Origin of the sequence: Blautia sp. HCN-20427 (genome assembly GCF_037890365.1) — a bacterium.
In the GTDB taxonomy this organism is placed as follows: Bacteria; Bacillota; Clostridia; order Lachnospirales; family Lachnospiraceae; genus Blautia.
On record NZ_JBBKBX010000009.1, the window covers coordinates 38,486 to 61,786 of the forward strand.

Sequence of the window (23,301 nt, forward strand, 5' to 3'; positions counted from 1 at the left end):
TTCTATGATTCCTTTCTCTGAAAATTTTTTTCTTCCGTAAGCCCTTCCTGTGCCAGCATGGTTTTCAATACCGAAATGTCGGCAGAAACATCCCAGGCTGTTTCTTTATAAAAACTGTCCAGAAGATTTTCAAACGCTACGTTAATGGTATCCAGTGTATTTTCAATTTCCCTCTTGGCCGTTTTAATGTTTTCGCCTTCCAGACTCTGCTTGTCCAGTTCCTCGTAAGCATTCAGAAGTTTTACTGTGGTAGGAAGATAATAATCCATAAACTTATGTAAATCCTGAATCAGCTCCGGATGTTGTTCTACTCTCTGGAAAATCCGGAGAATTACATTTTCCATATGATAAATTTTGTTGGAAATTTCCACGCCTGGAATAGCGTCATTGCTTCTGCGGATTTCTTCGATATAACGGTCACCCTCTTCGATAACCTTTTTCACTTCCTCAGAAAGCTGCTGTCTGGGAGATTTTTTTTCTTGTTTCTTTAACTCTCTGGCATTTTCTTCTGTTTTCACATACTGCTCATAAGCTTCGTCACTGGCAATCAGACAAGTGCCTTTAGCATCCAGATGCCCCTCTAAAAACATGCGCTTATTAATCATTTTTTTCAAATCTCTACGGACAAATTTCTCCGACTTTCTTACGCTTTTTGCCAACTCTCTGATGCTTCCATAAGGTTTCCCATTGAGGGTTTTCACATAAGTGCGGAATCGTTTAATCTTCTTTCTCAAATGGTTACCGCAAACCGCCATAATCAGACTCAGTGCAGTAGCTGTCCCAAAAACAGCCAGGATAGTCCCCAGTTTTACCGCAACTGTATGCACAAACAGAGATGCAATGATAAATCCCGCTGCAGTCGCCCCAAACATAATGGTCAATGCAATTCCCAATGTCGTAAGCAAAATCCCCATGGCTTTTGCACTTCCCGTATTGACAAATAAGGCAAACTCTTCTCTGGCTTCCTTCACTCGCTCAGATGACGCAGGGCTTCTGTAGTGTCCAAAGGGCCGATACCTGTAATTGGTACTATACCCATTCCCCGGCCCGTACGGTTTCGGCTCTTTATCCTGCCCGTATGGCTGATTCATTCCCTGCTGCCCCCGATAACGGTACTGCCCGGCCATATTTCCTGCATTTTTCATACTTTGTGCCACATTTCCCAATGCGCTCTCCAGAGTCTGTCCCAAGTCCCGGTTCAGTCTGCCGAAGTCTCCTGTATCAATGGCATTCTGCACAATATTTTTCACATCTCTCCCCAAATTATTCCAGTCATTTCCAGACATATCCTTCACTCCTCACTCTCAGTCCGCATCCTATTTTTTGCGTCCCAATTTTCTATTTAAAACTCTGTTCTTTTCACTCCCTTAAATTATATATGAAAGAATCCAAAAAAGCAACGGAACTTCTCTTGCAATTCACACGTTAAAGTTTTATAATGGTAAAAAATTAATTAATGATAAAAAATTACATACCGCATTCTGCGGCAGAATGGAGGAAATGGACATGGAGAAAAAGAACATTGACTGGTCTAATCTGGGATTTGGCTATGTAAAAACCGATTATCGTTTCGTATCTGACTTTAAAGACGGAAAATGGGATGAAGGAAAAATGACGCAGGATGACAAAGTAGTCATCAGCGAATGTGCCGGCGTCCTGCAGTACGCCCAGACCATATTTGAAGGAATGAAAGCTTACACTACACAGGATGGACGCATTGTTACCTTCCGCCCGGACTTAAATGCCAGCCGTATGGCAGATTCTGCCAGAAGACTGGAAATGCCGGTATTTCCGGAAGACCGTTTTGTTGAGGCTGTTGTAAAAACCATAAAGGCAAATGCCGCTTATGTTCCTCCTTACGGCTCAGGCGCAACCTTATACATCCGCCCCTATATGTTCGGCAGCAATCCTGTTATTGGAGTGAAACCTGCAGACGAATATCAGTTCCGTATCTTTACCACCCCGGTAGGACCGTATTTCAAAGGCGGTGTGAAACCTCTGACCATCCGCGTCAGTGATTTTGACCGGGCTGCCCCACACGGAACCGGACACATCAAAGCCGGCCTTAATTATGCTATGAGTCTGCATGCAATTGTGGATGCCCATCAGCAGGGATATGATGAAAACATGTATCTGGACGCAGCTACCAGAACAAAAGTCGAAGAAACAGGCGGCGCCAACTTCCTGTTTATTACAAAAGACGGAAAAGTTGTCACACCGAAATCCGACAGTATTCTTCCTTCCATTACCCGCCGCTCTCTTATGTATGTAGCAAAAGAATATCTTGGACTGGAAGTGGAAGAACGGGAGGTATTCCTGGATGAATTAAAGGATTTCTCAGAATGTGGTCTGTGCGGTACAGCCGCAGTCATTTCTCCGGTGGGAAAAATCGTAGACCACGGAAAAGAAATCTGCTTCCCAAGCGGCATGGAAGCCATGGGACCGGTGACACAGAAACTTTACGAAACACTGACCGGTATTCAGATGGGGAAACTGGATGCACCGGAAGGATGGCTGAAGGTGATTGAATAACAACCTGGAGGGTGATGGTTTCTCACCCTCTTTTTTATTTCCCCAATGCCTCAAACATCCACTTCTTATACGCCTCTACCCCTGGCTGGTCAAAGGGATTCACTTCCAGAATCCTGGCCGACACATAGCAGGCGAACAAAAAGAAGTAAAACAACTGTCCGAAGTGGTAAGCATCCAGTTTCTCAATCTCCAGGATAAGGCATGGAAGCTTTTCTCTGTGCGCTTTTACCGTAGCATGGAAAGAGGCCTTATTCATATCCCAGAAATCTTTCCCGTTGAGGTAATCAAATCCATCCTCCACCCGGTCTTGTTCGGCATACAAGGACGCGTTCTGCTCCTGTACATCCAGAAACGTCTCAAACATCAGCGGCGCTCCGTCCTGAATATACTGCCCCACTGCATGCAGTTCCTCGCAGAATTCTGCCGCCACAGGGAAAAGCCCTTTGTTTTCTTTGCCTTCCGTTTCCCCGAAAAGCTGCACCCACCATTTATAAAACCACCGAAGCTGAGGTTCAAAGCCTGCCAGCATTTCCAGCTTATACCCTTTTTCATAATACATATTCCGAAGACAGGCATACTCATAAGCCGGATTTTCCTCACTTCCCCCTTTGTGAAGCTGTTTTTCCATATCGGCAGCGCCTCTTACCAGACTTTTCATATCAATTCCCGCCACAGCCATGGGAAGCAGCCCCACGCTGGTCACAGCAGAAAAACGTCCCCCTACATTTTGCGGAAATTCCAGAAACGTGTATCCGTGTTTTTTGCAGAGTTTTTCCAGAGAACTTCCCCTTGTGCCGGTTGCTATCATTCTTTTCCCTGCCTGTTCTCCATACCTTTCATACAAAAATTTCCGCAGGATACGGAAGGAAGCCCCCGGCTCCAATGTTTCAAAGTTCTTGGCAATGCAATCGATATAAACGGATTTTCCCTCCAGACTTTTCAGCATTTGATTTAACGCATAGGGTGACAGTGTATGGCCTGCATACACAATTTCTACTTTGCGGTCTGTCTGAATGGCTTCGATGACGGAACGGGCCGCATTATTGGAGCCTCCCACTCCCACGATTACAAAAACGTCTGCCTCTTCCCGGATTTCATCGGCCAGCTTCTGAATCCTTTCTGTCTGTTCCACATCTGCCCATTCTGCTGTATGAAACCAGCCCAGCGAATCTTTATAATCTGTTTCGCCCTCCAGAATCTGATTCAGAACGCTTCTTTTTCCTTCCATATACTCCTTTAATTCCTGATTGATATTGGGATTTTTGTCTTCTATTTTTAAATTCAACATTCCTTTTTTCCTCCTTGGATTTCCCTGTTTCCCCAACTGCTTCTTCCGCAAATAAACGAAAAGCAGGCTGTCCCCAACCACGCTGCAAAATTTTACAATTTTCCACATAGCGATAAAAGACAACCCACTTTCTATTATTTATCCTATTTTATCCCTTTCTCTCTGCCTTTTCTCAACCCATGCAAGGATGACAGTGTCCGTAAGCATCCATACAGTCCTCTTCCGGATTTTTCATACACAGATGAACTGCCGATTTTTTGAAGGTCAGAGGCAGGGCCAGAATATTCGGAGTTTCCCCAACAAATTTCTTCTTGGCATCCTCCAGAGCTTCTTCAAAGGTGGCTCTTGTTTTCAGTCCCATGCCCCTTGCATAACCAGGTTCCTGTGCGCCTACAATGTAAATCGCACTGGTATTCATTTCTGCAATATGTCCGCAGGAAATCATACTAAAGCCATGGAATGGATGGAACGCATTTGTAAAACGGTATTTCCGGATATACTCTTCGTTTGTAGCAAAATACTCGCCATAGCGGTTCACATCCGGCAGTGTGTTCATGTAATCATGCTGGAAAACATCATACATTTCTCTCAAATACGGCCACAGTTCATCATGGAAAAAGCCGTTGCACAGAGAAGAACAGATGATAACACAGTTATCACTCATGACACGTTTGTAACGCAGTACCTGTGCGCTTAAAGCCTGCATCATCATAATCGGGTTTGTTCCCATGCCGTCCCCGTAATGGAATTTCTGCGGCATACCAAATACCAGAACATCGTATTTCTTCTCTGCCCAGTGTACATAAGTCCTCTTGTCAGCCAGTTTCCAGCTTTCCGGCATCATTTCTTTTGCATAACCGGAATAAATCGCAATCTGTCTGGAATTTGTATCCAGGACTGCGTCACAGCAGAAGAATGGATGTCCCATTTTCTCTTCCATATGCATGGAAATCTCATCAAATTTCGTTCTCATAAGACTGCCTCCGTTTACAGGAGTAAAGTCTTTTCTGTGCATAACGGACGGAACATGGTGGCTGGCAATGCTCTTCCAGTTTGTAATACCGGTTGCGCTGTGTTTGTATCCACCGGAATATCCGCCATAAGGATTTCCCTGTACATGACCAATCAGAATCGGAATATCACATTCATATACATATTTATTCATGTAAACCGGGTCCCCTCTTCTGGTGGTTCCCAGATTCACCATATGCTCCTGGTCTTCGCTGTCGTGGCTGATAATTTGTCCTGTGTGCCAGAATTCATGGAACAATTCTTCTCCGAAAATAGCCTTTGCGTCAGATTCCTTACTTCTTGGGTGCAGACCGTTTGAGATAATGAATAAAATATCTTTCTTTTCCACACCTGCTGCATAGAGTTCTTCCAAAATATATTTGATACTCAGTTTTCTGTGGCTGGTCGCCTGTTCCCCGCCTTTTACTCGGTCCGGAACTACAAAGGTAACGGTACTGCCCTTATGAGCCAGTTCTGTCAGTGTAGGCATGCCGATGGGATGCGCCAAACTTGTGAGATAAGCGTCTCTTAATTTGTCTTCCGGTATGTAGTCCGGGTCTTTTACCGTTTCACCCGGAATAAAAATGTCTGTGTTATCCGGCAGTTCTGCTGCCATAGTTCCCTGTCCGTATTCAAATTCTAATTTCATAACCTTATTCCTCCTGATTTTATGCATTCATATAAAGACCGATGATTTCCAGATATTCTTCCGGATAGTAACCGATTTCACCCTGAAATCTGGTAAGAGCAATGAGTCCGCCGTCGATTTCCGGTATAGAAGCCAGCATGGCTGCATTGTCCTGCTTCAGCCCGCCTCCGTATACCATATCCATGCCCGCTGTCTTTTCTTTGACAAATCTGGCAATCTTCGTGATATATTCTTTATCTGCCGGAGTTTTGCCCGGTCCAATGGACCAAACCGGTTCATAGGCAATGGTTACCATGGATTTATCCACATCCTGCAGTCCGATTTCCAACTGCTCTCCCAAAACTTCCTGCCACTGCTCTTGTTCTTCGCTCTTTTCCCCAATACAGTACAGAACTTTCAGCCCCTGAGCTACCGCGCATTTGATTTCCTGATTCAAAATACGGTTCACGGCTTTGGTATCTTTACATCCGGCTTCTGCCAGAATCCCATTTAAGTTGTTCCGTTCCTCACAGTGTCCGATAATCACGGCTTCACAGCCCGCCGCTTTCATCGCTGCTGCCGGTCTTCCGGTTGTAAAGGCCCCGAAGTTTCCACCGGGCTGTACGTCATTCCGGAATACTCCCTGACAGCCCACCTGAACCGGACTTTCTTCTGTCTTTGCCCCAATAGCGGAGAACAGGTGAATTTCAGGGAAAAACATAGCAAACTCCACATCCTCTTTTGCATAAGGTTTCAGCTTTTCCTGTGTTTCCTTTACTATATAACTGCCCCATTCCCGAACATCCGCAATCCGGTTTACACCGCCCAACTCTGCAGGCACATCAAATCTCTTTAAATTCAGATAAATATGTTTCATCTTTTTTCCTTTCTGTGTTTCCCTTTTCAAACCGAACGAAACACGCTTTTACTTTTTTCCATAAAATCCGTTAAACGATACCATATCCGGAAGTTCTTCTCCGATAAGAGGTCTGCACCAGTCCAGAAAGGCCCCGGTCACACCATTGCCCTCTTCATTGATAAATTCCTCCGGCATGGTCCTCTCATACATCATAACCTCATCAATATCCACCAGAAACGCTTCTATATGATATGAATTTTCTGAAGTCCGTTTAAATGCCACCATCTTCCCGGACTCTCCATCAAGGGCAGCCCGGCATGCTGTTTCTCCCGCAAGCTGCGCTTCCTGACAGTCCACCGGACTTTGCAGACCAATGGATGCCCGGCCCAGAAGCCCCGGTTTTTCTCCTCTGGCTTTATACCCCAGCTTCTGAATCACCAGGTTAGCCAGATGAGAACTCACATCTCCGAAATACGTAGCCCGTTCTGTTTTAAAAACCGGTTTGACAACGGGTTTTCCCTCTTTATCTGTGAGCCCTTCACTGGCCACTACCACAATGCCGCTTTTCTCTTTCAGCCTATTTTCCACATCTTTTATAAACTGTTCTTCATCAAAAGGACGCTCCGGAAGGTAAATCAAATCCGGTCCGTATCCTTTCTCCCCGGCCAGCGCACTGGATGCCGTAATCCAGCCTGCATTTCTACCGGAAGCCTCCATCACCACTACATGAATTGGCAGGGAACGCACATCCGCACACAATTCTTCCGTACAGGCTGCAATATAGCGGGCTGCACTTCCAAAACCGGGACTGTGGTCTGTCACCGCAATATCGTTATCTGTAGTCTTGGGAATCCCCATAACACGGATATCCAGATTTCTGGCCTGACAGGTTTTATGCAGTTTCCCGCAAGTGTCCATCGTACCGTTGCCTCCATTAAAGAGCACATATTTTATCTCTCTCTTTACCAGAATATCTGCCATTTTTTCATAGTCCTCCTGCCAGATAGGGTCTCTGGACGTTCCAATGGCAGTTCCCGGAGTCTGCAGAAGCAGTTCCAGCTTTTCTTCCGGCACATTTTCTAATGCAAGAAAATGCTCTTCCAGAACACCTCCCGTTCCATTTTCAGCTCCGTAAATATGTTCCAGCTTTCCGTATTTTTTTGCTTCTTTGATTGCCCCGTACAGAGAAGCGTTTAAAACTGCCGTAGGCCCGCCTCCATGTACAATCAGTAAATTCTCTGCCATGCTTCTTTTCCTTTCTCAATCTTCTATAAAATTTGGAGTTCCCTTTGAAACACAGAATTTTTCTTTTCCATATTTCGGGAAGTTCTTTGGCACAGGGAAAAACGTGTTTTCCATATGACAAAAAACAGGGGCTGCCGCTTTCTGTAATTTTCTGTATACAACAAACGCGGCAGCCCCTCCCCCAATTTTCAATCCTCTGTTTTTCCTACAGCTGCACCTGACAAGTTTGGAAGCTTATTTTCCTGCCTCTTCCATAATGTCAAACAGTACATAGTCTTCAACTGGAACTTCTTCTTTTATCTTTCCTGCATCCAGGAAGTTTTTCTGCTGAATTTCATAGTATCCTGCAACGGTTCCGTCACCAACTTCTTTCAACAGTTCTTCGGAAGTAATCCATGCACCGTCTGTTGTCTGACCCATAGCCGTTTCTACATCTGTTTTTGTTTCATCTGCCACATATCCGGCAACTTCCTCAAAGTTTTCTTCTTTTGCACCGAAGTCCATGGCTTTATACAATGCTCTTGTGTATCTTACCAGCAGGTCTTTGTTCTTCTCTGCATATTCCGGCATACATACCCAGCTTGCCGGGTCTGCTGCAATGTCAGAGAAGTCTGCGTTGCTTACGAAAATCTGTGCGTCATCGCCTAACTCATCTGTGATAACCTTTGTGTTCGGTGACCATGGAGCACAGGCGTCAATGGAACCGGAAATCATAGCACTTGGCATGTTGGTAACTTCCATGTTGTATGGTTCAATATCGTCCATAGTAAGTCCTACAGAGTTCAGAGCGCGAAGCAAAATTGTCTCAGAAGATGTACCGGAAGCATACGCTACTTTTTTACCCTTTAAGTCTTCCAGGGAATTTACACCGTGGGATTTCAGCCCCATCACGCAGTCTGCATCACCCAACTGCTGGAAGCAGAATACGTCTACATTTCCCTGAATTGCCAGTGTATGAGCGCCAGGGCCGATATAAGCCACGTCCATAGAACCGGATTCCATAGCTGCAATTTCTGTAGGACCGTCATCAAACTTTGTCAGTTCTACTTCAATGCCTTCTTCTTCAAAAAATCCTTTTTCTCTCGCTGTGGTAACAACCCATAAGGAAGCGTAATTCGGCATGTAAGCCACTTTTACCTTGTCCAGTTCTTTGGACTCTTCTTTTTTCTCCCCTGCATCTGCAGACGCTTCTTTGTTGTCCTTGGTGCCTGCTGCCTTGTCGTCACCGCCGCAGCCTGCCAACATTGTCATTGCAGTCGCTGCTGCCAGTACCATTGCCAATAATTTCTTCTTCATGAAAAAATCCTCCTTAAAAATATAGTTTTTATGTTCTCACAGGTCGCCCCTTGTAAGTCCTATTTTCTAACCTCCAGGTATTCCTGGTATACCTGACCCCAGATATGGTTTTTCAGCTCGATGAAACGCTCGCTCATTTTTGTTTCCTGGTCTCTCGGATATGGAATATCAATATCCACCACTTCTTTAATCCGTCCCGGGCGGGCACTCATAATCACTACCCTGGTAGCCAGTACAATGGCCTCCTCAATGTCATGCGTTACAAAGAAACAGGTTTTATTCTCTTCCTGCCATGCTTTTAATAACTCTGTCTGAAGCTGCGTCCTGGTCTGTGCATCCAAAGCGCCGAAAGGCTCATCCATGAGAAGTACTTCCGGATTCATGGCATAAGCTCTTGCAATCGCAACCCTCTGTTTCATACCGCCGGATAATTCCTTTGGATAAGAATCTGCGAATTTTTCGAGTTCTACCATTTTCAGATATTTCATGGCAATGCTGTCACATTCGTCTTTGGAGAGTCCCTTTAACTTCAGACCAAACTCTACGTTTTTCTTAACTGTCAGCCACGGAAACAGCGCATACTGCTGAAATACCACACCTCTGTCTGTTCCGGTTCCCTGAATCGGTTTGCCGTCTACCAGAATCTGTCCGGCTGTAGGCTCTAAAAGTCCGGCAATAATATTTAACAGGGTGGATTTTCCACAGCCGGACGGCCCGATTACACAGATAAATTCATTTTCTTTAATATCAAAATTTACACCATTCAGAGCAACTACCTCTCCCTTACGGGTATTGTACTTTTTCTCTATGCCCTGAATACTTACCTTTATATTTCCCTCTTTTCCTGCCATCCTGTTAACTTCCTTTCAAAGAATTTAAGAACTTTTTCTGCAATCATACCGATTACACCAATAATGATGATGTAAAGCAGCATAGGTGTTGTCTCATAAGAGTTGGCCAGAGATTTAATCCTCATACCAAGACCTGCAATGGCTCCGGTGGACTCTGCCGCAATCAGAGTCGTCAGTGCAGTAGAAATACCAAGTCTTACTGCCGTAATGATAAATGGTGTCGTAGCCGGAAAGATAACCTTCACGAACAGCTGGGCATCATTGGCTCCCAATACTCTTGCCGCCTTAATCAACGTTTCATCCACATTGATAACACCCTGGAAAATCGTAACGGTCATAATCAGGAAAGTGGCCAGACAGATAACGATAATCTGCGGTGTACGTCCAACACCAACACCAATAACAACCAACGGTACATATGCTAATGGCGGGATATTTCTAATAAACTGAATCCACGGCTCAAGAATAAACCGTACCGGTCTGTACCAGGCCATCAGAAAGGCTACCGGCACAGAAATCACAAATCCCAGAAGGAATCCCCAGAATACGGAAATCAAACTGCTTCCGATATCCTGCAGCAAAATTCCTCTTTCTCCCTGCATTAATCCTATGGACTCCACTACTTTCACCGCATTTGGAAAACATCTTGCTGTCTGCGGCGTCACAGATAACAGCGTCCATACAAGCATGGCAACGATAAATGAAATAAACAGCCATATCCCTTTTGGTATTTTGCTAATAAAATCAGCACCGCCCTTGTTTTTTTTCCCCATTTTAAACCTCCGCTTTCTTTCGTTTCGGTATTTCGCACCAAAACACATTTCTTATTTGTTTTTCTATTGACATTATCCCCTATATAGGGTTTTGTTTCAACTGTATTTTAAGCAAACGTTTGATTGTTTTGTTTATTTTTGTGTTTTATTAAAGTAAAACATTGCGCAAGATAGCAAAAAAGCATAAAAATTTGAGCAGCGCCTTTTTTTGCGCTGCCCAAACCTCACATTTTTCTGTGCATTTTGCACTTTTGACTCTATTTTTTACATTCTTTTATAACGTTCTGCCATTTCCTCAAGAGAAACCTGTTCCACCAGCGGTGCTTTTCCGTAAGAACCAAACTCTACAATCAAAGTTCCGATAGCTTCTTTTACACCTTTCTCAATCACTTCTACCAATTCCGCCCTGTCCTTATCCGGAACCATTCCATACATAACCGTATCCATAATTGGCGGCAGAAAGGCTCTTGGGTCAAACTGCTCTCTCTTCTCTTCCAGCAGCTGATAAACGCCTCCAATAGACGGACTGTTTCTCTTTTCCGGATGTTGTGCGAAATATTCTTTCATATTTCTGGTAACAGCCAGACGAATATCCGTGTCTACATTAATTTTGCCAATGCCACAGGGAATGGCAGCTTTCAGTTCTTCAATGGAAATACCATGTGCATTCTGAATATTTCCGCCCAGTGCATTGATTTCCTCTACAATATATCCGGGTACTGTAGAGGAACCGTGAGATACCAGAACTCCAAAGAGATTTTCATGCATCATGCACTCTTTAATTGCAATAGCAATTTCTTTTCTCAGCTTTACACCTTTTCCTTTGGAAGCCCCATGCATAGTTCCATAGGAAATGGCCAGGGCATCACAGCCTGTTTTCCGAAAGAATTCCACTGCCTTTAAAGGATTGGTATAAGTAGAGGTGGCGGAAAATACATGGTCTTCCACGCCGGCCAGTACACCTAATTCTCCTTCTACAGATACGCCCCTTTCATGGGCATATTTTACCACTTCTCTGGTCAGTTCCACATTTTCCTCAAAAGGAAGGGAAGAACCGTCAATCATAACCGACGTATATCCACCTTCAATGGCTGCCACACAGGAATCAAAATTTTTGCCGTGGTCCAGGTGCAGAACAACCGGTATAGGTGAATTTTCTGCGTATTTTTTTACTGCTGCCGCAATATTTTTTGCGCCTACTTTTTTATCTTCCAGGGTAGCATTCTGAAAATCTGTGCGTCCTCCCATAAATCCGTTGGCCAAATCCGCCCCCTGCAGAATTGCTGCGGAACGGAACATTTCGTGTACTTCAATGGCTGCTTTTGCCTGTGCCACTGCATTTACATTAAAAGCCCCCTGGGCAAAATGATATTTGTCAACGGTTTCCAACAATGGTCTCAATGGTATTAATGGCATGATGATTCCTCCTGTTTTTCAATTTTCATTCCTTTTACAAAAGTTTCCAGAATATTGTAATTTTCATCTAAAATGAGTATATCTGCGTCTTTTCCCACTTCCAGACTGCCAATATGCTCCTCTGCGTGTATCAGTCTGGCCGGATTCATGGTAAGCAGCGGCAGAACGTCTTCCATAGACTCTCCCGTAAATTCGATCAGCCGCTTCAGAGCTGTTCCCGTAGTCAGCGTACTGCCGGCCCGGACACCGTTTGGCAGTTTGGCATCTCCGTCTTCCACAATCACATCATTGACTCCCAGCTTGTACGCTCCGTCCGGAAGTCCTGCGGCCATAATAGAATCAGTCACAGCTACCACTCTGTCATGGCCTTTTGCCTTTAAAATCATACGGACACTGCCCGGGTGCAGATGTCTTCCGTCACAGATAGTTTCACAGTATACATCGTCCGCTTCCAGCACAGCCCCCATAATTGCAGGGAAATGCTGATGAAACAGCTTCATGGCATTGCAGGTGTGGGTACAGGCTTCGGCTCCGTTTTCAATACATTTTCTTGACGTCTCATAATCCGCTCCGGAATGACCGATGGCAACGGTTATGCCCAGCTTTCTGATTTCAGGAATGGATTCCGGAATTCCCTCTACCTCCGGCGATACTGTAATATACCGAATGTTCCCCCGGGCTTTTTCCTGATATTCCCGTAAAAGCTCTATATCCGCCCCCCGAAGCAGGGATTCAGGCATGGCTCCTTTAAATTCCACGGATAAAAAAGGTCCTTCCAGATGAATTCCCAGCAAATCTGCACAGTTTTCGTGGTCTTCTTTATGCTTCAGCACTTCTGCAATGACCTTTTCCGTTTGTTCTTTGGTATCGGTCAAAATCGAACAAAGCCAGGTTGTAGTTCCCTGCTGTGCAAAAAAATAACCGATTTTCTGAAATTTTTCTTTGGAAGCTGCATTGACGTCAAAGCCGCAGCCGCCGTGGGTGTGAATATCGATAAAGCCGGGAACTACCGCATTGCCTTTGACATCATGGATGATTCCATCTGTAATTTTCTCAGACGGGCTGCAGATTCTGGTAATCCTCCCATCTTCCATACAGAGATTTTTTCTTTCCAGGCGGCGTTTTTCATATCGGTATACATATCCGCCGGTAATCCAGGTTTTCATCTCTATCCCTCCAGTGCAGCTACAAACTCTGTAATCTTCAGATTAATGTCCGGATGTCCGGTAAGAAGGGATACCGGGAAATCAGAAGTTGCCTCTCCGTAAGCTGTACGGCGTACCACTGCTCTGTGCCAGTTTCTGAAGCATCCCAGTCTGATTTTTTTTGCATGGGCAATTTCCCAGATACCAATGGTCACACAGTAATGAGGCATATCTTCCAGTGCACCGTTAAAATCTCCAATGGCATTTGCAGTTCTGGTTTCCTTTGTAATCTCCAGCACTCTGGTCTTCTGCGCCAGAAATTCTTCCTTGCTCATAGAAGCGTCTGCTTCGTTGAACGCCACATGACCATTGATACCGATACCGCCAAAACAAATATCCACACCGCCCAGCTTTTCAATCAATTCCGGTATGTATCCCAAATTTTCCGGATCCGGGAAAACCCTCTGTTCTTCCGGCATCAAAAGTTCTTTTTCGATTTTTCCATATACTTCACGGTTCATAAAGCCTCGAAAACTTAACGGATGGGTTTCCGGCACCCACTTTTTGTCGTCCTCCAGATATTCATCCATGTTGATGAACCATACATTTTTCAGGCTGATTTTTTCCGTATTTACCTTTTCCACAAAAAACGGATACTGTCCTACCGGGCCTACGGGGCAGATAAATACTGTTTTTTCCCCTTTTTCGTTGTGGGACTTGATTTCCTCTGCCATTTCCTCTGCCATAGAGCGAAACACCGCTTCATTGTTTTCCATAACCAGCACAGGAAGTTTCGGGTTATTGCTTAAAAGTTCTTCTCTGGTATAGCTGTAATATGCATGTCTCATATCAGTTCTTCCTTTCCATACGATTGGTCATTGTACTATAAATCTTATCTTTGTAGTTCCGATTATACGATAAGCACCATACATTTTCAACAAACCTTTCCCAAAAGCCCCTTGTTTTTATATTCTATTTAAGCAAACGTTGTCTTATATTTTGTTGTCATAATCCGTCATTTCAGTTATAATATGCTTATCTATTAACTCTTGTATTGTGAGGTTTGAATATGACTTTAAAAGAAATCGCCCAAAAAGCAAACGTATCCATATCCACGGTTTCCCGTGTTATTAATCAAAAAAACACAAAAGCAGCAAGCCCTGAAGTTCAGGAACGTATCTGGGAAATTGTGCGGGAGAGCGGCTATACGCCCAATACTTCTGCACGGGCGCTGAAAATGGGGACAAAAGCACCTGCTGCAATCACCTCTTTGCCGAAAACGATTTCCTGTATTTACGCAAGAGGAGAAACCGCAGTTTCCGACCTTTTTTTCTCGCATATTGCCAAGGCCATTGAGCAGGAAGCTTTTAAAAGCAACTTTTTCATCAAACATTCTTTCACTGCTCTTGATATTGCTAATGCGGAGGTTGCCGCCCGGGTAGCTAATTCTCCTGCCGACGGAGCCGTGATTCTGGGTCGTTATGACAAACAAATGCTGAAATTTTTCACAGAACATTATAAGCATATTGTATATGCAGGACTAAACCCCATGGGAAGCAAATACGACCAGGTGGTATGCGATGGAAGAGAGATTACCTACAGCGCCATTTCCTATCTCCATGAACTGGGGCATACTAAAATCGGCTATATCGGAGAGCAGAACAACGAAATCCGCTATACGGCTTTCAAGGAGGCTTTAAAATCCCTGAATCTGCCCTTTTTACAGAAAAATACAGCAAACGTAAAACTTTCCCACGAAGGCGGCTACCAGGGAGCTTATCATCTTATGGAAGCCAAATCCGACATAACGGCCATTTTCTGTGCCAATGACAATACTGCCATCGGGGCCATCAAAGCCATCCGGGAAAAAGGATACCGGATTCCGGAAGATATTTCTATCATTGGTGTGGATGACATCGAAACCGCCCAGTATCTCTCTCCCATGCTGACCACCGTACACATTCCCACAGAAGAAATGGGACAGCTGGCTGCCAAGATTCTCATTGACCGGATTAACGGCGGACACAGAATTCCTTTGAAAGTAATTCTGCCCTTCCACATTGCCAAACGGGACACCTGCGCAAAGCCTGCACGAAACGGGAAAACCTTTCTGCAAATGCCCCCAAGGTAAAAAAACAGCAGAAAGCTGCAATGGCGTTTTTCTCCTGCAGCTTTCTGCTGTTTTTTATTTTTTCACTCTCTCATATGTCCGGAATTCGTATTCAATATCAAAATACGTCTGTTCTTCGCTTCTCTCAGTCACTTTCCACTCTTTATCCTCATCCAGATTTGGGAAAAAGGTATCTGCTTCGTAGGCAAAATCAATTTTTGTCACATGAGCCTTGTGGCAGTAAGGCAGCATCTGTTTATAAATGCTGTCCCCGCCGATAACGTAAACGTCTTCCTTATATTTTTTCACTTCTTCCAGAGCTTCTTCCACGCTGTGCACTACAATGGCATCCTTTACCCGGTAATTCTTGTCCCTTGTAAGAACAATGTTCACCCGGTTCTTCAATGGAAGTCCTCCCGGAAAACTCTCCAATGTTTTTCTTCCCATAATCACCACATTTCCCGTGGTTGTGGTACGGAAAAATTTCATATCCGCCGGAATACTTACCAGCAGTTTATTCTCTTTTCCAATGCCCCAGTTGGCGTCTGCCGCTACAATCAGATTCATACTGTTCTCCTCTCTTACACTGCAATAGGTATATTTTTAATCTGTGGTCCTGCCTGATAATTTTCCACAATCAAATCTGCTGTGGTAAACGCATAAAAATCCTTGATTTCCGGATTCAAAGAAACCTTTGGCGCAGGATAGGTATCTCTGGAAATCAGTTCTTTCACAATGTCCACATGTCGGTCATAAATATGGGCGTCCGCAATCACATGTACCAGTTCTCCGGGAATCATATCGTTGACCTGAGCCACCATCATAAGAAGAATCGCATACTGGCACACATTCCAGTTATTTGCTGCCAGCACGTCCTGGGAACGCTGGTTTAACACGCCATTCAGCACCAGCTTCTCGCTGTTCTTTTCTTTGGTAACGTTGTACGTCATACTGTAACAGCAAGGGTCTAAGCCGCCGCTGTGCAGATATTCAAACTGATACAGATTCGTCATAATTCTTCTGCTGTAAGGATTCTCCTTCAGCTGCTTTAATACATAGTCCATCTGGTCAATTTTTTCGCCCTTATACAGAAATTTTCTGCCCACCACATCTCCGTAGCAGGTTCCGATAGAGCCGTTTTCATCCGCCCACGCATCCCAGATATGGGCGTTTAAATCATGAATATTGTTGGACTTTCTCTGATAAATCCAGAGAATTTCGTCCATACAGGTTTTTAATGCTGTTTTTCTTAAAGTCAGCGCCGGAAATTCCTTGCGCAGATCGTAACGATTTACCACTCCAAAACGCTTAATGGTATAAGCATAAGCGCCTGTATCCTCCCATTTGGGGCGCACCTTTTCTCCCTGTGTATCAGTTCCGTTTTCCAGGATGTCACGGCACATGGAAATAAACAAATTATCTGCTAAACTCATACTGGTTTCCTTTCTTCTGCTTTTCTCATGCTTTTTATTATACCCTATTCTCCTGTCTTTTGCTATACAAAAAAACAAAAGCGTCTCCCGGCGGAAAGCTTCTGAACTTTACAAATCCTGCAAAAAATGATACGCTTTAACAATAAATTCTTCAACGTGTGTTTTACTTTTTACGATTCAGAAAGGAGCCCTTTACAGATGAAAAAACTGATTATTTATTTATTGAAACCATTTTCCTTCCTTCCGGCCATTGCCATGATGTATCTCATTTTCAGCTTTTCCAGCCAAACCGGCAAAGAGTCCGGAAATTTAAGCCATGAAATCAGTTATCAGATTGTATCCGCAGCAGACCGGATTCTGGATAAAAATCTGTCTGAAGAAAGCAAAAATACCTATGCCGACAAAATTGAACTGCCGGTACGAAAACTGGCTCACATGACAGAATACTGCATTCTGGCCATATGTATATCTTTCCCTCTGTATGTATACGGAGTCCGGGGCTTCTGGCTCTTTCTTCTGGCCGGACTGCTGTCCGCAGGATTTGCCTGCACAGATGAATTCCACCAGTCCTTTGTTGCCGGACGGGGACCTTCCAAGCGAGACGTCCTTATCGACAGTACCGGGGCGCTGTTTGGTATTATTTTCGTCCAGATTTTCTGTCATAGCTTTACGCCTTCTAAAAGAAGGTAATAAAAAAGGAACTGTCCCGCCAACAGTTCCTTTTTTATTTTTTAAATTTCCAGGGACACATCTGCAAAATCCAGAAGTTCTCTCTCTCCCTGTCCATTGGTTACAAGAAGTCTTCCATCCTCCAGAATTTTTTCTGCCTTTACCACACGACACTCCTGATTTCCAAAGACTTTTATCTGTCTTCCCGGCACAATATTTCTCTGTCGATATTCTGGAGAAATGCCTGGCTTTTCTGCTTCTTTTAAAAGTTCATTGACAATACAGGCTGCCAGTCGGTTTCTGTCTGTCCGAACTCCTCTTTCCAGAATCGCTCCTGCCTTCCGGCGAATTTCTTCCGGGAATCCCTCCTTTGGTTCATAGAGATTCAGACCGATTCCCACTACGGCAAACTCTATCTCTCCTGTCTCAAAATCCGTGACAGCTTCTGTAAGAATTCCGCACACCTTTTTTTCCTGCAGATACAAATCATTGACCCACTTAATGCCCAGAGAAACCCCGCAGCACCCTTCCACCGCACGGCACACAGCCACCGCAGCTGCTGCCGTAATCTCCAGGCTCTGCCGCAGTGTCTTTTTCGGATAAAGCAGCACACTGAGATACAGCCCGCTGCTTTCAGGCGAATAGAACTTTCGTCCTTTTCTGCCTCTTCCTTCTGTCTGGCTGTTGGCTGCCACCAGAGACCCATGGGGCAGCTGTTTCTCCACCGCTAACTGTTTCATGACCCTGCTGGTAGAAGAAATTTCCTGAAAGACCTGCACCTCTGCCTCCTGGTGCTCCAGGAAACAACGGACAGCTTCTCTGGAAAGGATATCGTTTTCCTGCTTCAGCGCATATCCCCTGTTTGTTGCCGCCTGAATCTGATACCCCTCCTGACGGAGCGTTTTCACTGCTTTCCATACAGCGGCTCTGGACACCTGAAGCTGCCGCGCCAGTTCCTCTCCCGAAAGATAAGTTCCTTTTTGACTTTCCAACAACTCCAGAAGCTTTGATTTCGTAGACATTTGCCTTCCCTTACTTTCTTTTACCGCTCTTCACGGAAATAATTCACACCGCAGGATTTCGGCTGCGCATTCTCCTTAGAGAAGCGAATGGAGGTCACAACCAGCACCACAATCGTCATGAGGAACGGAATCATGTCAAAAATAGAGCTTGGAATCACCTGAGGTACATAGTATTTCAGAACGCTGAAACCGCCAAATACCAAGGCTGCCAAAATAGCTCTGTTGGGATTCCAGGTTGCAAAGATAACCAAAGCCACCGCAATCCATCCAAGTCCGTTTACGCAGCTTGTCACCCACACACCATTACAAATAATCATAGAACAGTAAGCACCGCCGATACCGCACAAGCCGCCGCCCAGCATCAGATTCAGGTATTTCAGTTTCGTAACCGGAATTCCCGCTGCATCTGCTGCCGCCGGATTCTCGCCTACCGCCCGGACATTCAGACCTGCTTTCGTTCTATGGAGATAAATGGCGCACAGAATAGCCGCAGCCACACCCAGGTACACAAAAATATTATAGTTAAAAAGCAGTTTTCCCAGTACCGGAATATCGGTCAGGAAAGGAATCTCCACCTTTCCCAGACTGTCCAGAATTCCTTCCGGCAGCTTTAAAGAGGTGCTTCCGCTCTTTTCCCTTACAAAATCACCTACAAAGTTACTAAAACCAATGCCGAAAATGGTAAGCGTCAGACCGGTCACATTCTGGTCTGCCATAAAGGTAACAGTCAGAACCGCATAGATAAGCGCACCCAGCATACCGGTCACAAAGGCTGCAATCAAGGCAAACACCAGATTGTCTGTCCAGTATCCCACCACAAATCCGCCTACGGCACCAATGGACATCATCCCTTCCACACCCAGGTTCAGATGTCCTGCTTTTTCATTGATAATTTCTCCCAGAATTCCGAACAGCAGAGGTGTTCCCGCAAGAACTGCTGCTACGAAAAAGTTTACAAAGAAATCCATTATGCATGTCCTCCTTTCCTGCGTGTCACAAATTTATACCGTACAAAGAATTCACAGCCCAGTACAAAGAACAGAATGATTCCCTGCAGCACATCTGCGGAATAAGCAGACAGGCCGTGAGCAGACTGCATAACGGTACTTCCCTTTTCCAGTACCGCAAAGAGGAAAGAAACCACCAGAATTCCTACTGGATTTAACTGTGCCAGCCATGCCACAATGATAGCCGTAAAACCTACGCCTCCGGCTACAGATGTGGTCAGTGTCAGGTCAGAACCGCTGGCCTGTACCATACCGGCAATCCCGCAGATTCCTCCGGAAAATGCCATGGTACGGAGCACAATCTTTTTATAATTCATTCCCGCATAGTTGGCTGTCGCCCGGCTTTCCCCTACGACACCGATTTCATATCCCTGCTTTGTAAATTTCAGATAAATAAAAACAATAACCACCAGAACAAGACCAATCAGCCAGCCTGCATGTACGCCGAAAATTTTATCCAGCTGCGCATTTTCTCCAAATCTGGCAATTTTCGGAAATCCTGAAGAATTTGGGTCTTTCCACGGGCCGTCACGCAAAAAAGAAATCAGATACAAAGCCACATAGTTCAGCATCAGTGTAAACAGTGTTTCATTGGTATCAAATTTCGCCTTGAAAAGTGCCGGAATCAGCCCCCACAAAGCGCCGCCCAGCATACCGGCCAGGAACATGCAAATCATCAGCAGCCAGTGCGGAAAATCCCAGCAAAACAGAGCAAAATAGGTGGCAAAAATAGCCCCCATAATAATCTGTCCTTCTGCACCGATATTCCAGAACCGCATCTTAAAGGCCAGCGTTACACCAAGAGCCGGAATCAGAAGAGGCACCATCAGCTTAATAGTTGCCTGAAAGGCCATAGTACTTCTAAATGCACCGGATACAATGGTTCCGTATACGGAAAATGGATTATATCCGATAAAGAGTATGAACAATCCCCCTGCCACAATGGCAAGAAGAACAGAGAGCAGACGCAGACGGATAATCTGGCCATGGGGTCTCTCACTTCTCTTCTCAATACGAATCAGGGGTTCTTTTCTGCTGTTTTCCATTATGCTTCTTCCCTCCTCTTACCTGCCATCATCAGTCCCAAATCTTCTTTGGTGGTTGTCTTGGCATCTACAATTCCCGTAGCTTCCCCGTGGCACATAACCATGATTCTGTCAGAAATCTGCAGAAGCACGTCCAAATCCTCTCCGATAAACAGCACGGCAACGCCCTTTTTCTTCTGCTCGTTAAGCAGGTCATAAATCGTGTAAGAAGAGTTGATATCCAGTCCCCGGACAGGATAAGCTGTCACCAGAACAGACGGATTTGACTCAATTTCCCGCCCCAGAAGCACCTTCTGGACATTTCCTCCTGACATCAGCCGCACTGGAGTATCCACACCGGGTGTTACCACTTCCAGCTTCTTCACCAGTTCCTCAGCCATCTTTCTGGCTGGTTTTCTGTCTATAAAAATCCCTTTATTTTTGTCGTAGGTTTTCAGAAGAATATTATCTACCATACCCATGGACGCCACAAGTCCCATACCCAGACGATCCTCCGGCACAAATCCCAGACTGATTCCCAGATTGGCAATCTCTCTTGGACTTTTTCCCACAATATTCTCTTTATTGTGCAGAATTGCTCCCTTATCTACCGGAATCAACCCTGCAATACTTTCACATAGTTCCTTCTGTCCGCTGCCGGCCACACCAGCCACACCCAGAATTTCACCGGCCTTGATTTCCAGACTCAAATCCTTTACAGCCATAGTTCCGTCTGCAGATTTCACAGAAAGATCTACGATTTTCAGTCTGGTAAACACATTTTCACATTTCGGGCGCTGGATTTCCAGTGTCACAGGGCGTCCCACCATCAGCTCTGTCAGCTGTTTTTCATTGGTCTCGCAGGTATTTACTGTATCAATACTCTGACCCTTCCTGAGAATAGTTACCCGGTCACTAATTTCCATAACCTCGTTCAGCTTGTGGGTAATAATGATAATAGCGCTTCCCTGTTCCCGCATCTTCCGCAGAATGGCAAACAGCTTTTTCGTCTCCTGGGGAGTCAGCACGGCAGTAGGTTCGTCCAGAATCAGAATATCTGCATTACGGTACAATACTTTCAGAATCTCTACGGTCTGCTTTTCACTGACAGACATATTGTAAATCTTTTTCTCCGGTTCTACTTCCAGTCCGTATTTTTCTGTCAGTTTTAAAAGACGTTCTTTTAATTCTTTTGGCTTTACTCGTTTCCCTTCCATTCCCATAGCCACATTATCCATGGCTGAAAATACATCTACCAGCTTAAAATGCTGATGAATCATACCGATTCCCAGTTTTCCTGCATCCATGGGAGAGTTGATGGTTACCTCTTTCCCATTTACTTTAATAACGCCTTCGTCAGGGTGATAAATTCCCGAAATCATATTCATAAGCGTTGTCTTACCGGATCCGTTTTCACCTAAAAGCGCCAAAATTTCTCCTCTGCGTACTTCCAGATTAATATGGTCATTGGCGACAACACTTCCGAAGGTTTTGGTAATTCCCTGAAGCTCAATGGCATTCTCTTTCTTTTCCAAAGCCAACTCGTGTCACCTCTCATTTCTTTTGTTGAATTCTCACATCGCATACTGATTCATTGTATCAGAGAAAGAAGTAGTGCACAAGGGCTTTTCTGCTTTTTCACAGGGCAAAAAGAAGGTGCTTCAACTTTCGTCTCAACACCTTCTTCTATCATTTTTATTTTACTACAATATTCTTGTAATACCAGTTGATACCGCCTGTAATAGTCGCATCATCTAAAGTTTTTCCTTCTTCTCCTACGGTTTTACCGTCATTCGTTTCCAGAACACCGTCAAATACGTTAAAGCCGTCTTCTACAATTTTCTTTCTGGCTTCCTCTACTTTTTCCTGTGTGCCAGGTGCAACGATATCTTCATTTAACGGAGTGATGTCTACCAGACCGTCATCCATGCCGCCAAAGTAGTTTTCAGATGTCCAGGTTCCGTCAATAACTTTTTGTACAGCCTGTGTATAGTACACCCCCCAGTTCCAGACAACGGAAGTCAGAGTTGCTTTCGGCGCATCATTCATCATATCAGAGTTATATCCAACGCCCCATACGCCTGCAGATTCTGCCTCAGTCTGTGGATTTGGAGTATCGCAGTGCTGTCCGATAACGTCACAGCCCTCTGCAATCAGAGCTTTTGCCGCATTGGTTTCTTCTGTTGGAGAAAGCCAGCTGTTTGTTACTTTTACATAAACCTGTGCATCCGGATTTACTTCTGCAACACCAATAGCAAACGCATCTGCACCTCCGGTTACTTCTGAGTTTTCAGAACCCATAGCTGCTACATAACCGATTTTGTTTGTTTCTGTTTTCATACCTGCTACAATACCGGATAAATATCTGGCCTGATAAATTCTTCCGAAATAGTTATTGAAGTTTGTGTCGTTTGATTTATAGCCTGTACCATGTGAGAAAATAACATCCGGATATTCTTCTGCCAGAGCTTCGCAGGTATCCATGTAGTTAAAGCTGGTTGCAAAGATAATCTGGCATCCTTCTTCGATACACTCTCTCATAGCCTGTTCAGTCATAGTCGGGTCTGCATCAGGAATGTTGTTTTTTCTGATAATCTGGCTGTCTTCCAGCCCCAGTTCCTTCTGCATCTCTACGATTCCCTGGTCATGAGCGTAGCTGTATCCGGAGCCGTCTGCAGGATCGCCAATGTGAATAACGCCTACTTTTAAATCTTCCTTTGCTACCGGTGCAAAGTTGCTTTTTCCATCTTCTTTGTCCTCTCCTGCATCCGCACTTTCTTCTGTCTGTGCGCTGTCTGTCTTGGAAGCATTTTGGTCTTCCGCCCCCTGCTGCTGTCCGCAGCCTGCCATTAATGTTCCAACCATGGCAAGAGAAAGTAACACACCTAAGATTTTCTTCTTCATGATTTTCCTCCTAAAGTTTTAATGTTATCATAGACCATTTTACAAAAACTATCCATGAAACTACATGATAGCACCATATAATTTATT

The 23,301-nt window shown here is 44.7% G+C and carries 21 protein-coding genes; 3 read left to right on the forward strand and 18 right to left on the reverse strand.

Translation table 11 applies throughout. The annotated features are described in order from the left end of the window. Nucleotides 1-2: 2 nt before the first annotated feature. Nucleotides 3-1,286, reverse strand: coding sequence for a 5-bromo-4-chloroindolyl phosphate hydrolysis family protein (locus WKT17_RS07275; RefSeq protein ID WP_291683205.1), 1,284 nt, complete (start codon nt 1,284-1,286; stop codon nt 3-5). A 220-nt stretch (nt 1,287-1,506) separates the two neighbouring features. Between WKT17_RS07275 and WKT17_RS07280 the strand changes: the two genes are divergently transcribed. Beyond that, on the forward strand, nt 1,507-2,532 hold the full coding sequence (locus WKT17_RS07280; RefSeq protein ID WP_330026538.1) for a branched-chain amino acid aminotransferase: 1,026 nt from the start codon (nt 1,507-1,509) through the stop codon (nt 2,530-2,532). Nucleotides 2,533-2,566: 34 nt separating this feature from the next. On the opposite strand, the gene WKT17_RS07285 is transcribed toward WKT17_RS07280, so the two are convergent. The 10 genes from WKT17_RS07285 to WKT17_RS07330 form a co-directional block, all read right to left on the reverse strand. Further along, nucleotides 2,567-3,820 carry a glucose-6-phosphate isomerase gene (locus tag WKT17_RS07285; RefSeq protein WP_330026540.1) on the reverse strand — a complete coding sequence of 418 codons (1,254 nt, stop codon included), beginning with the start codon at nt 3,818-3,820 and terminating at the stop codon, nt 2,567-2,569. 172 nt (nt 3,821-3,992) lie between these two features. Next, entirely contained in the window at nt 3,993-5,480 is a 1,488-nt protein-coding gene (locus tag WKT17_RS07290) for a lactate racemase domain-containing protein (RefSeq protein WP_173748618.1), read from the reverse strand. A gap of 19 nt (nt 5,481-5,499) precedes the next feature. After that, the gene (locus tag WKT17_RS07295; protein ID WP_173748620.1) at nt 5,500-6,336 is read right to left on the reverse strand and encodes a triose-phosphate isomerase family protein; all 837 of its coding nucleotides are present in this window, start codon (nt 6,334-6,336) and stop codon (nt 5,500-5,502) included. A 48-nt stretch (nt 6,337-6,384) separates the two neighbouring features. Then, complete coding sequence (locus WKT17_RS07300; protein ID WP_330026543.1) at nt 6,385-7,563, reverse strand: diphosphate--fructose-6-phosphate 1-phosphotransferase; 1,179 nt, start codon at nt 7,561-7,563, stop codon at nt 6,385-6,387. A gap of 234 nt (nt 7,564-7,797) precedes the next feature. Further along, entirely contained in the window at nt 7,798-8,859 is a 1,062-nt protein-coding gene (locus WKT17_RS07305; protein ID WP_291683203.1) for an ABC transporter substrate-binding protein, read from the reverse strand. A 59-nt stretch (nt 8,860-8,918) separates the two neighbouring features. Continuing rightward, entirely contained in the window at nt 8,919-9,710 is a 792-nt protein-coding gene (locus WKT17_RS07310; protein WP_173748626.1) for an ABC transporter ATP-binding protein, read from the reverse strand. Then, entirely contained in the window at nt 9,686-10,483 is a 798-nt protein-coding gene (locus tag WKT17_RS07315) for an ABC transporter permease (RefSeq protein ID WP_173748628.1), read from the reverse strand. Before WKT17_RS07315 ends, WKT17_RS07310 begins: the two co-directional genes overlap by 25 nt. A gap of 264 nt (nt 10,484-10,747) precedes the next feature. Further along, a complete protein-coding gene (locus tag WKT17_RS07320; RefSeq protein ID WP_173748630.1) occupies nt 10,748-11,899 on the reverse strand; it encodes a class II fructose-bisphosphate aldolase in 1,152 nt (383 codons plus the stop codon). Beyond that, nucleotides 11,890-13,065 (reverse strand): N-acetylglucosamine-6-phosphate deacetylase, encoded by a 1,176-nt coding sequence (gene nagA, locus WKT17_RS07325; RefSeq protein WP_173748632.1) that lies wholly within the window; start codon nt 13,063-13,065, stop codon nt 11,890-11,892. The genes WKT17_RS07320 and nagA overlap by 10 nt, the downstream gene beginning before the upstream one ends. A gap of 2 nt (nt 13,066-13,067) precedes the next feature. Further along, a complete protein-coding gene (locus WKT17_RS07330; protein ID WP_291683201.1) occupies nt 13,068-13,892 on the reverse strand; it encodes a glucosamine-6-phosphate isomerase in 825 nt (274 codons plus the stop codon). Between the two features lie 221 nt (nt 13,893-14,113). Between WKT17_RS07330 and WKT17_RS07335 the strand changes: the two genes are divergently transcribed. After that, complete coding sequence (locus WKT17_RS07335; RefSeq protein ID WP_294541880.1) at nt 14,114-15,175, forward strand: LacI family DNA-binding transcriptional regulator; 1,062 nt, start codon at nt 14,114-14,116, stop codon at nt 15,173-15,175. A gap of 54 nt (nt 15,176-15,229) precedes the next feature. Here the strand turns inward: WKT17_RS07335 and WKT17_RS07340 are convergent, their stop codons facing one another. Together WKT17_RS07340 and thyA are read right to left on the reverse strand one after the other, a co-directional pair. Further along, the gene (locus tag WKT17_RS07340; protein WP_173748639.1) at nt 15,230-15,721 is read right to left on the reverse strand and encodes a dihydrofolate reductase; all 492 of its coding nucleotides are present in this window, start codon (nt 15,719-15,721) and stop codon (nt 15,230-15,232) included. Between the two features lie 14 nt (nt 15,722-15,735). Further along, nucleotides 15,736-16,587, reverse strand: a complete 852-nt coding sequence (gene thyA, locus WKT17_RS07345; protein WP_173748641.1) for a thymidylate synthase — start codon at nt 16,585-16,587, stop codon at nt 15,736-15,738. A 198-nt stretch (nt 16,588-16,785) separates the two neighbouring features. On the opposite strand from thyA, the gene WKT17_RS07350 reads away from it, so the two are divergent. Beyond that, on the forward strand, nt 16,786-17,277 hold the full coding sequence (locus tag WKT17_RS07350) for a VanZ family protein (protein WP_291683200.1): 492 nt from the start codon (nt 16,786-16,788) through the stop codon (nt 17,275-17,277). Between the two features lie 41 nt (nt 17,278-17,318). Here the strand turns inward: WKT17_RS07350 and WKT17_RS07355 are convergent, their stop codons facing one another. The 5 genes from WKT17_RS07355 to WKT17_RS07375 form a co-directional block, all read right to left on the reverse strand. Continuing rightward, nucleotides 17,319-18,278, reverse strand: a complete 960-nt coding sequence (locus WKT17_RS07355; protein ID WP_291683199.1) for a biotin--[acetyl-CoA-carboxylase] ligase — start codon at nt 18,276-18,278, stop codon at nt 17,319-17,321. 20 nt (nt 18,279-18,298) lie between these two features. Beyond that, nucleotides 18,299-19,246: an ABC transporter permease gene (locus WKT17_RS07360; protein ID WP_173748647.1), complete on the reverse strand. Its 948-nt coding sequence runs from the start codon at nt 19,244-19,246 to the stop codon at nt 18,299-18,301. Beyond that, on the reverse strand, nt 19,246-20,331 hold the full coding sequence (locus WKT17_RS07365) for an ABC transporter permease (protein ID WP_291683198.1): 1,086 nt from the start codon (nt 20,329-20,331) through the stop codon (nt 19,246-19,248). The genes WKT17_RS07360 and WKT17_RS07365 overlap by 1 nt, the downstream gene beginning before the upstream one ends. Continuing rightward, complete coding sequence (locus tag WKT17_RS07370; protein WP_173748651.1) at nt 20,331-21,851, reverse strand: ABC transporter ATP-binding protein; 1,521 nt, start codon at nt 21,849-21,851, stop codon at nt 20,331-20,333. The genes WKT17_RS07365 and WKT17_RS07370 overlap by 1 nt, the downstream gene beginning before the upstream one ends. A 154-nt stretch (nt 21,852-22,005) precedes the next feature. Next, nucleotides 22,006-23,214 (reverse strand): BMP family ABC transporter substrate-binding protein, encoded by a 1,209-nt coding sequence (locus tag WKT17_RS07375; protein WP_330026553.1) that lies wholly within the window; start codon nt 23,212-23,214, stop codon nt 22,006-22,008. Nucleotides 23,215-23,301 lie beyond the last annotated feature (87 nt).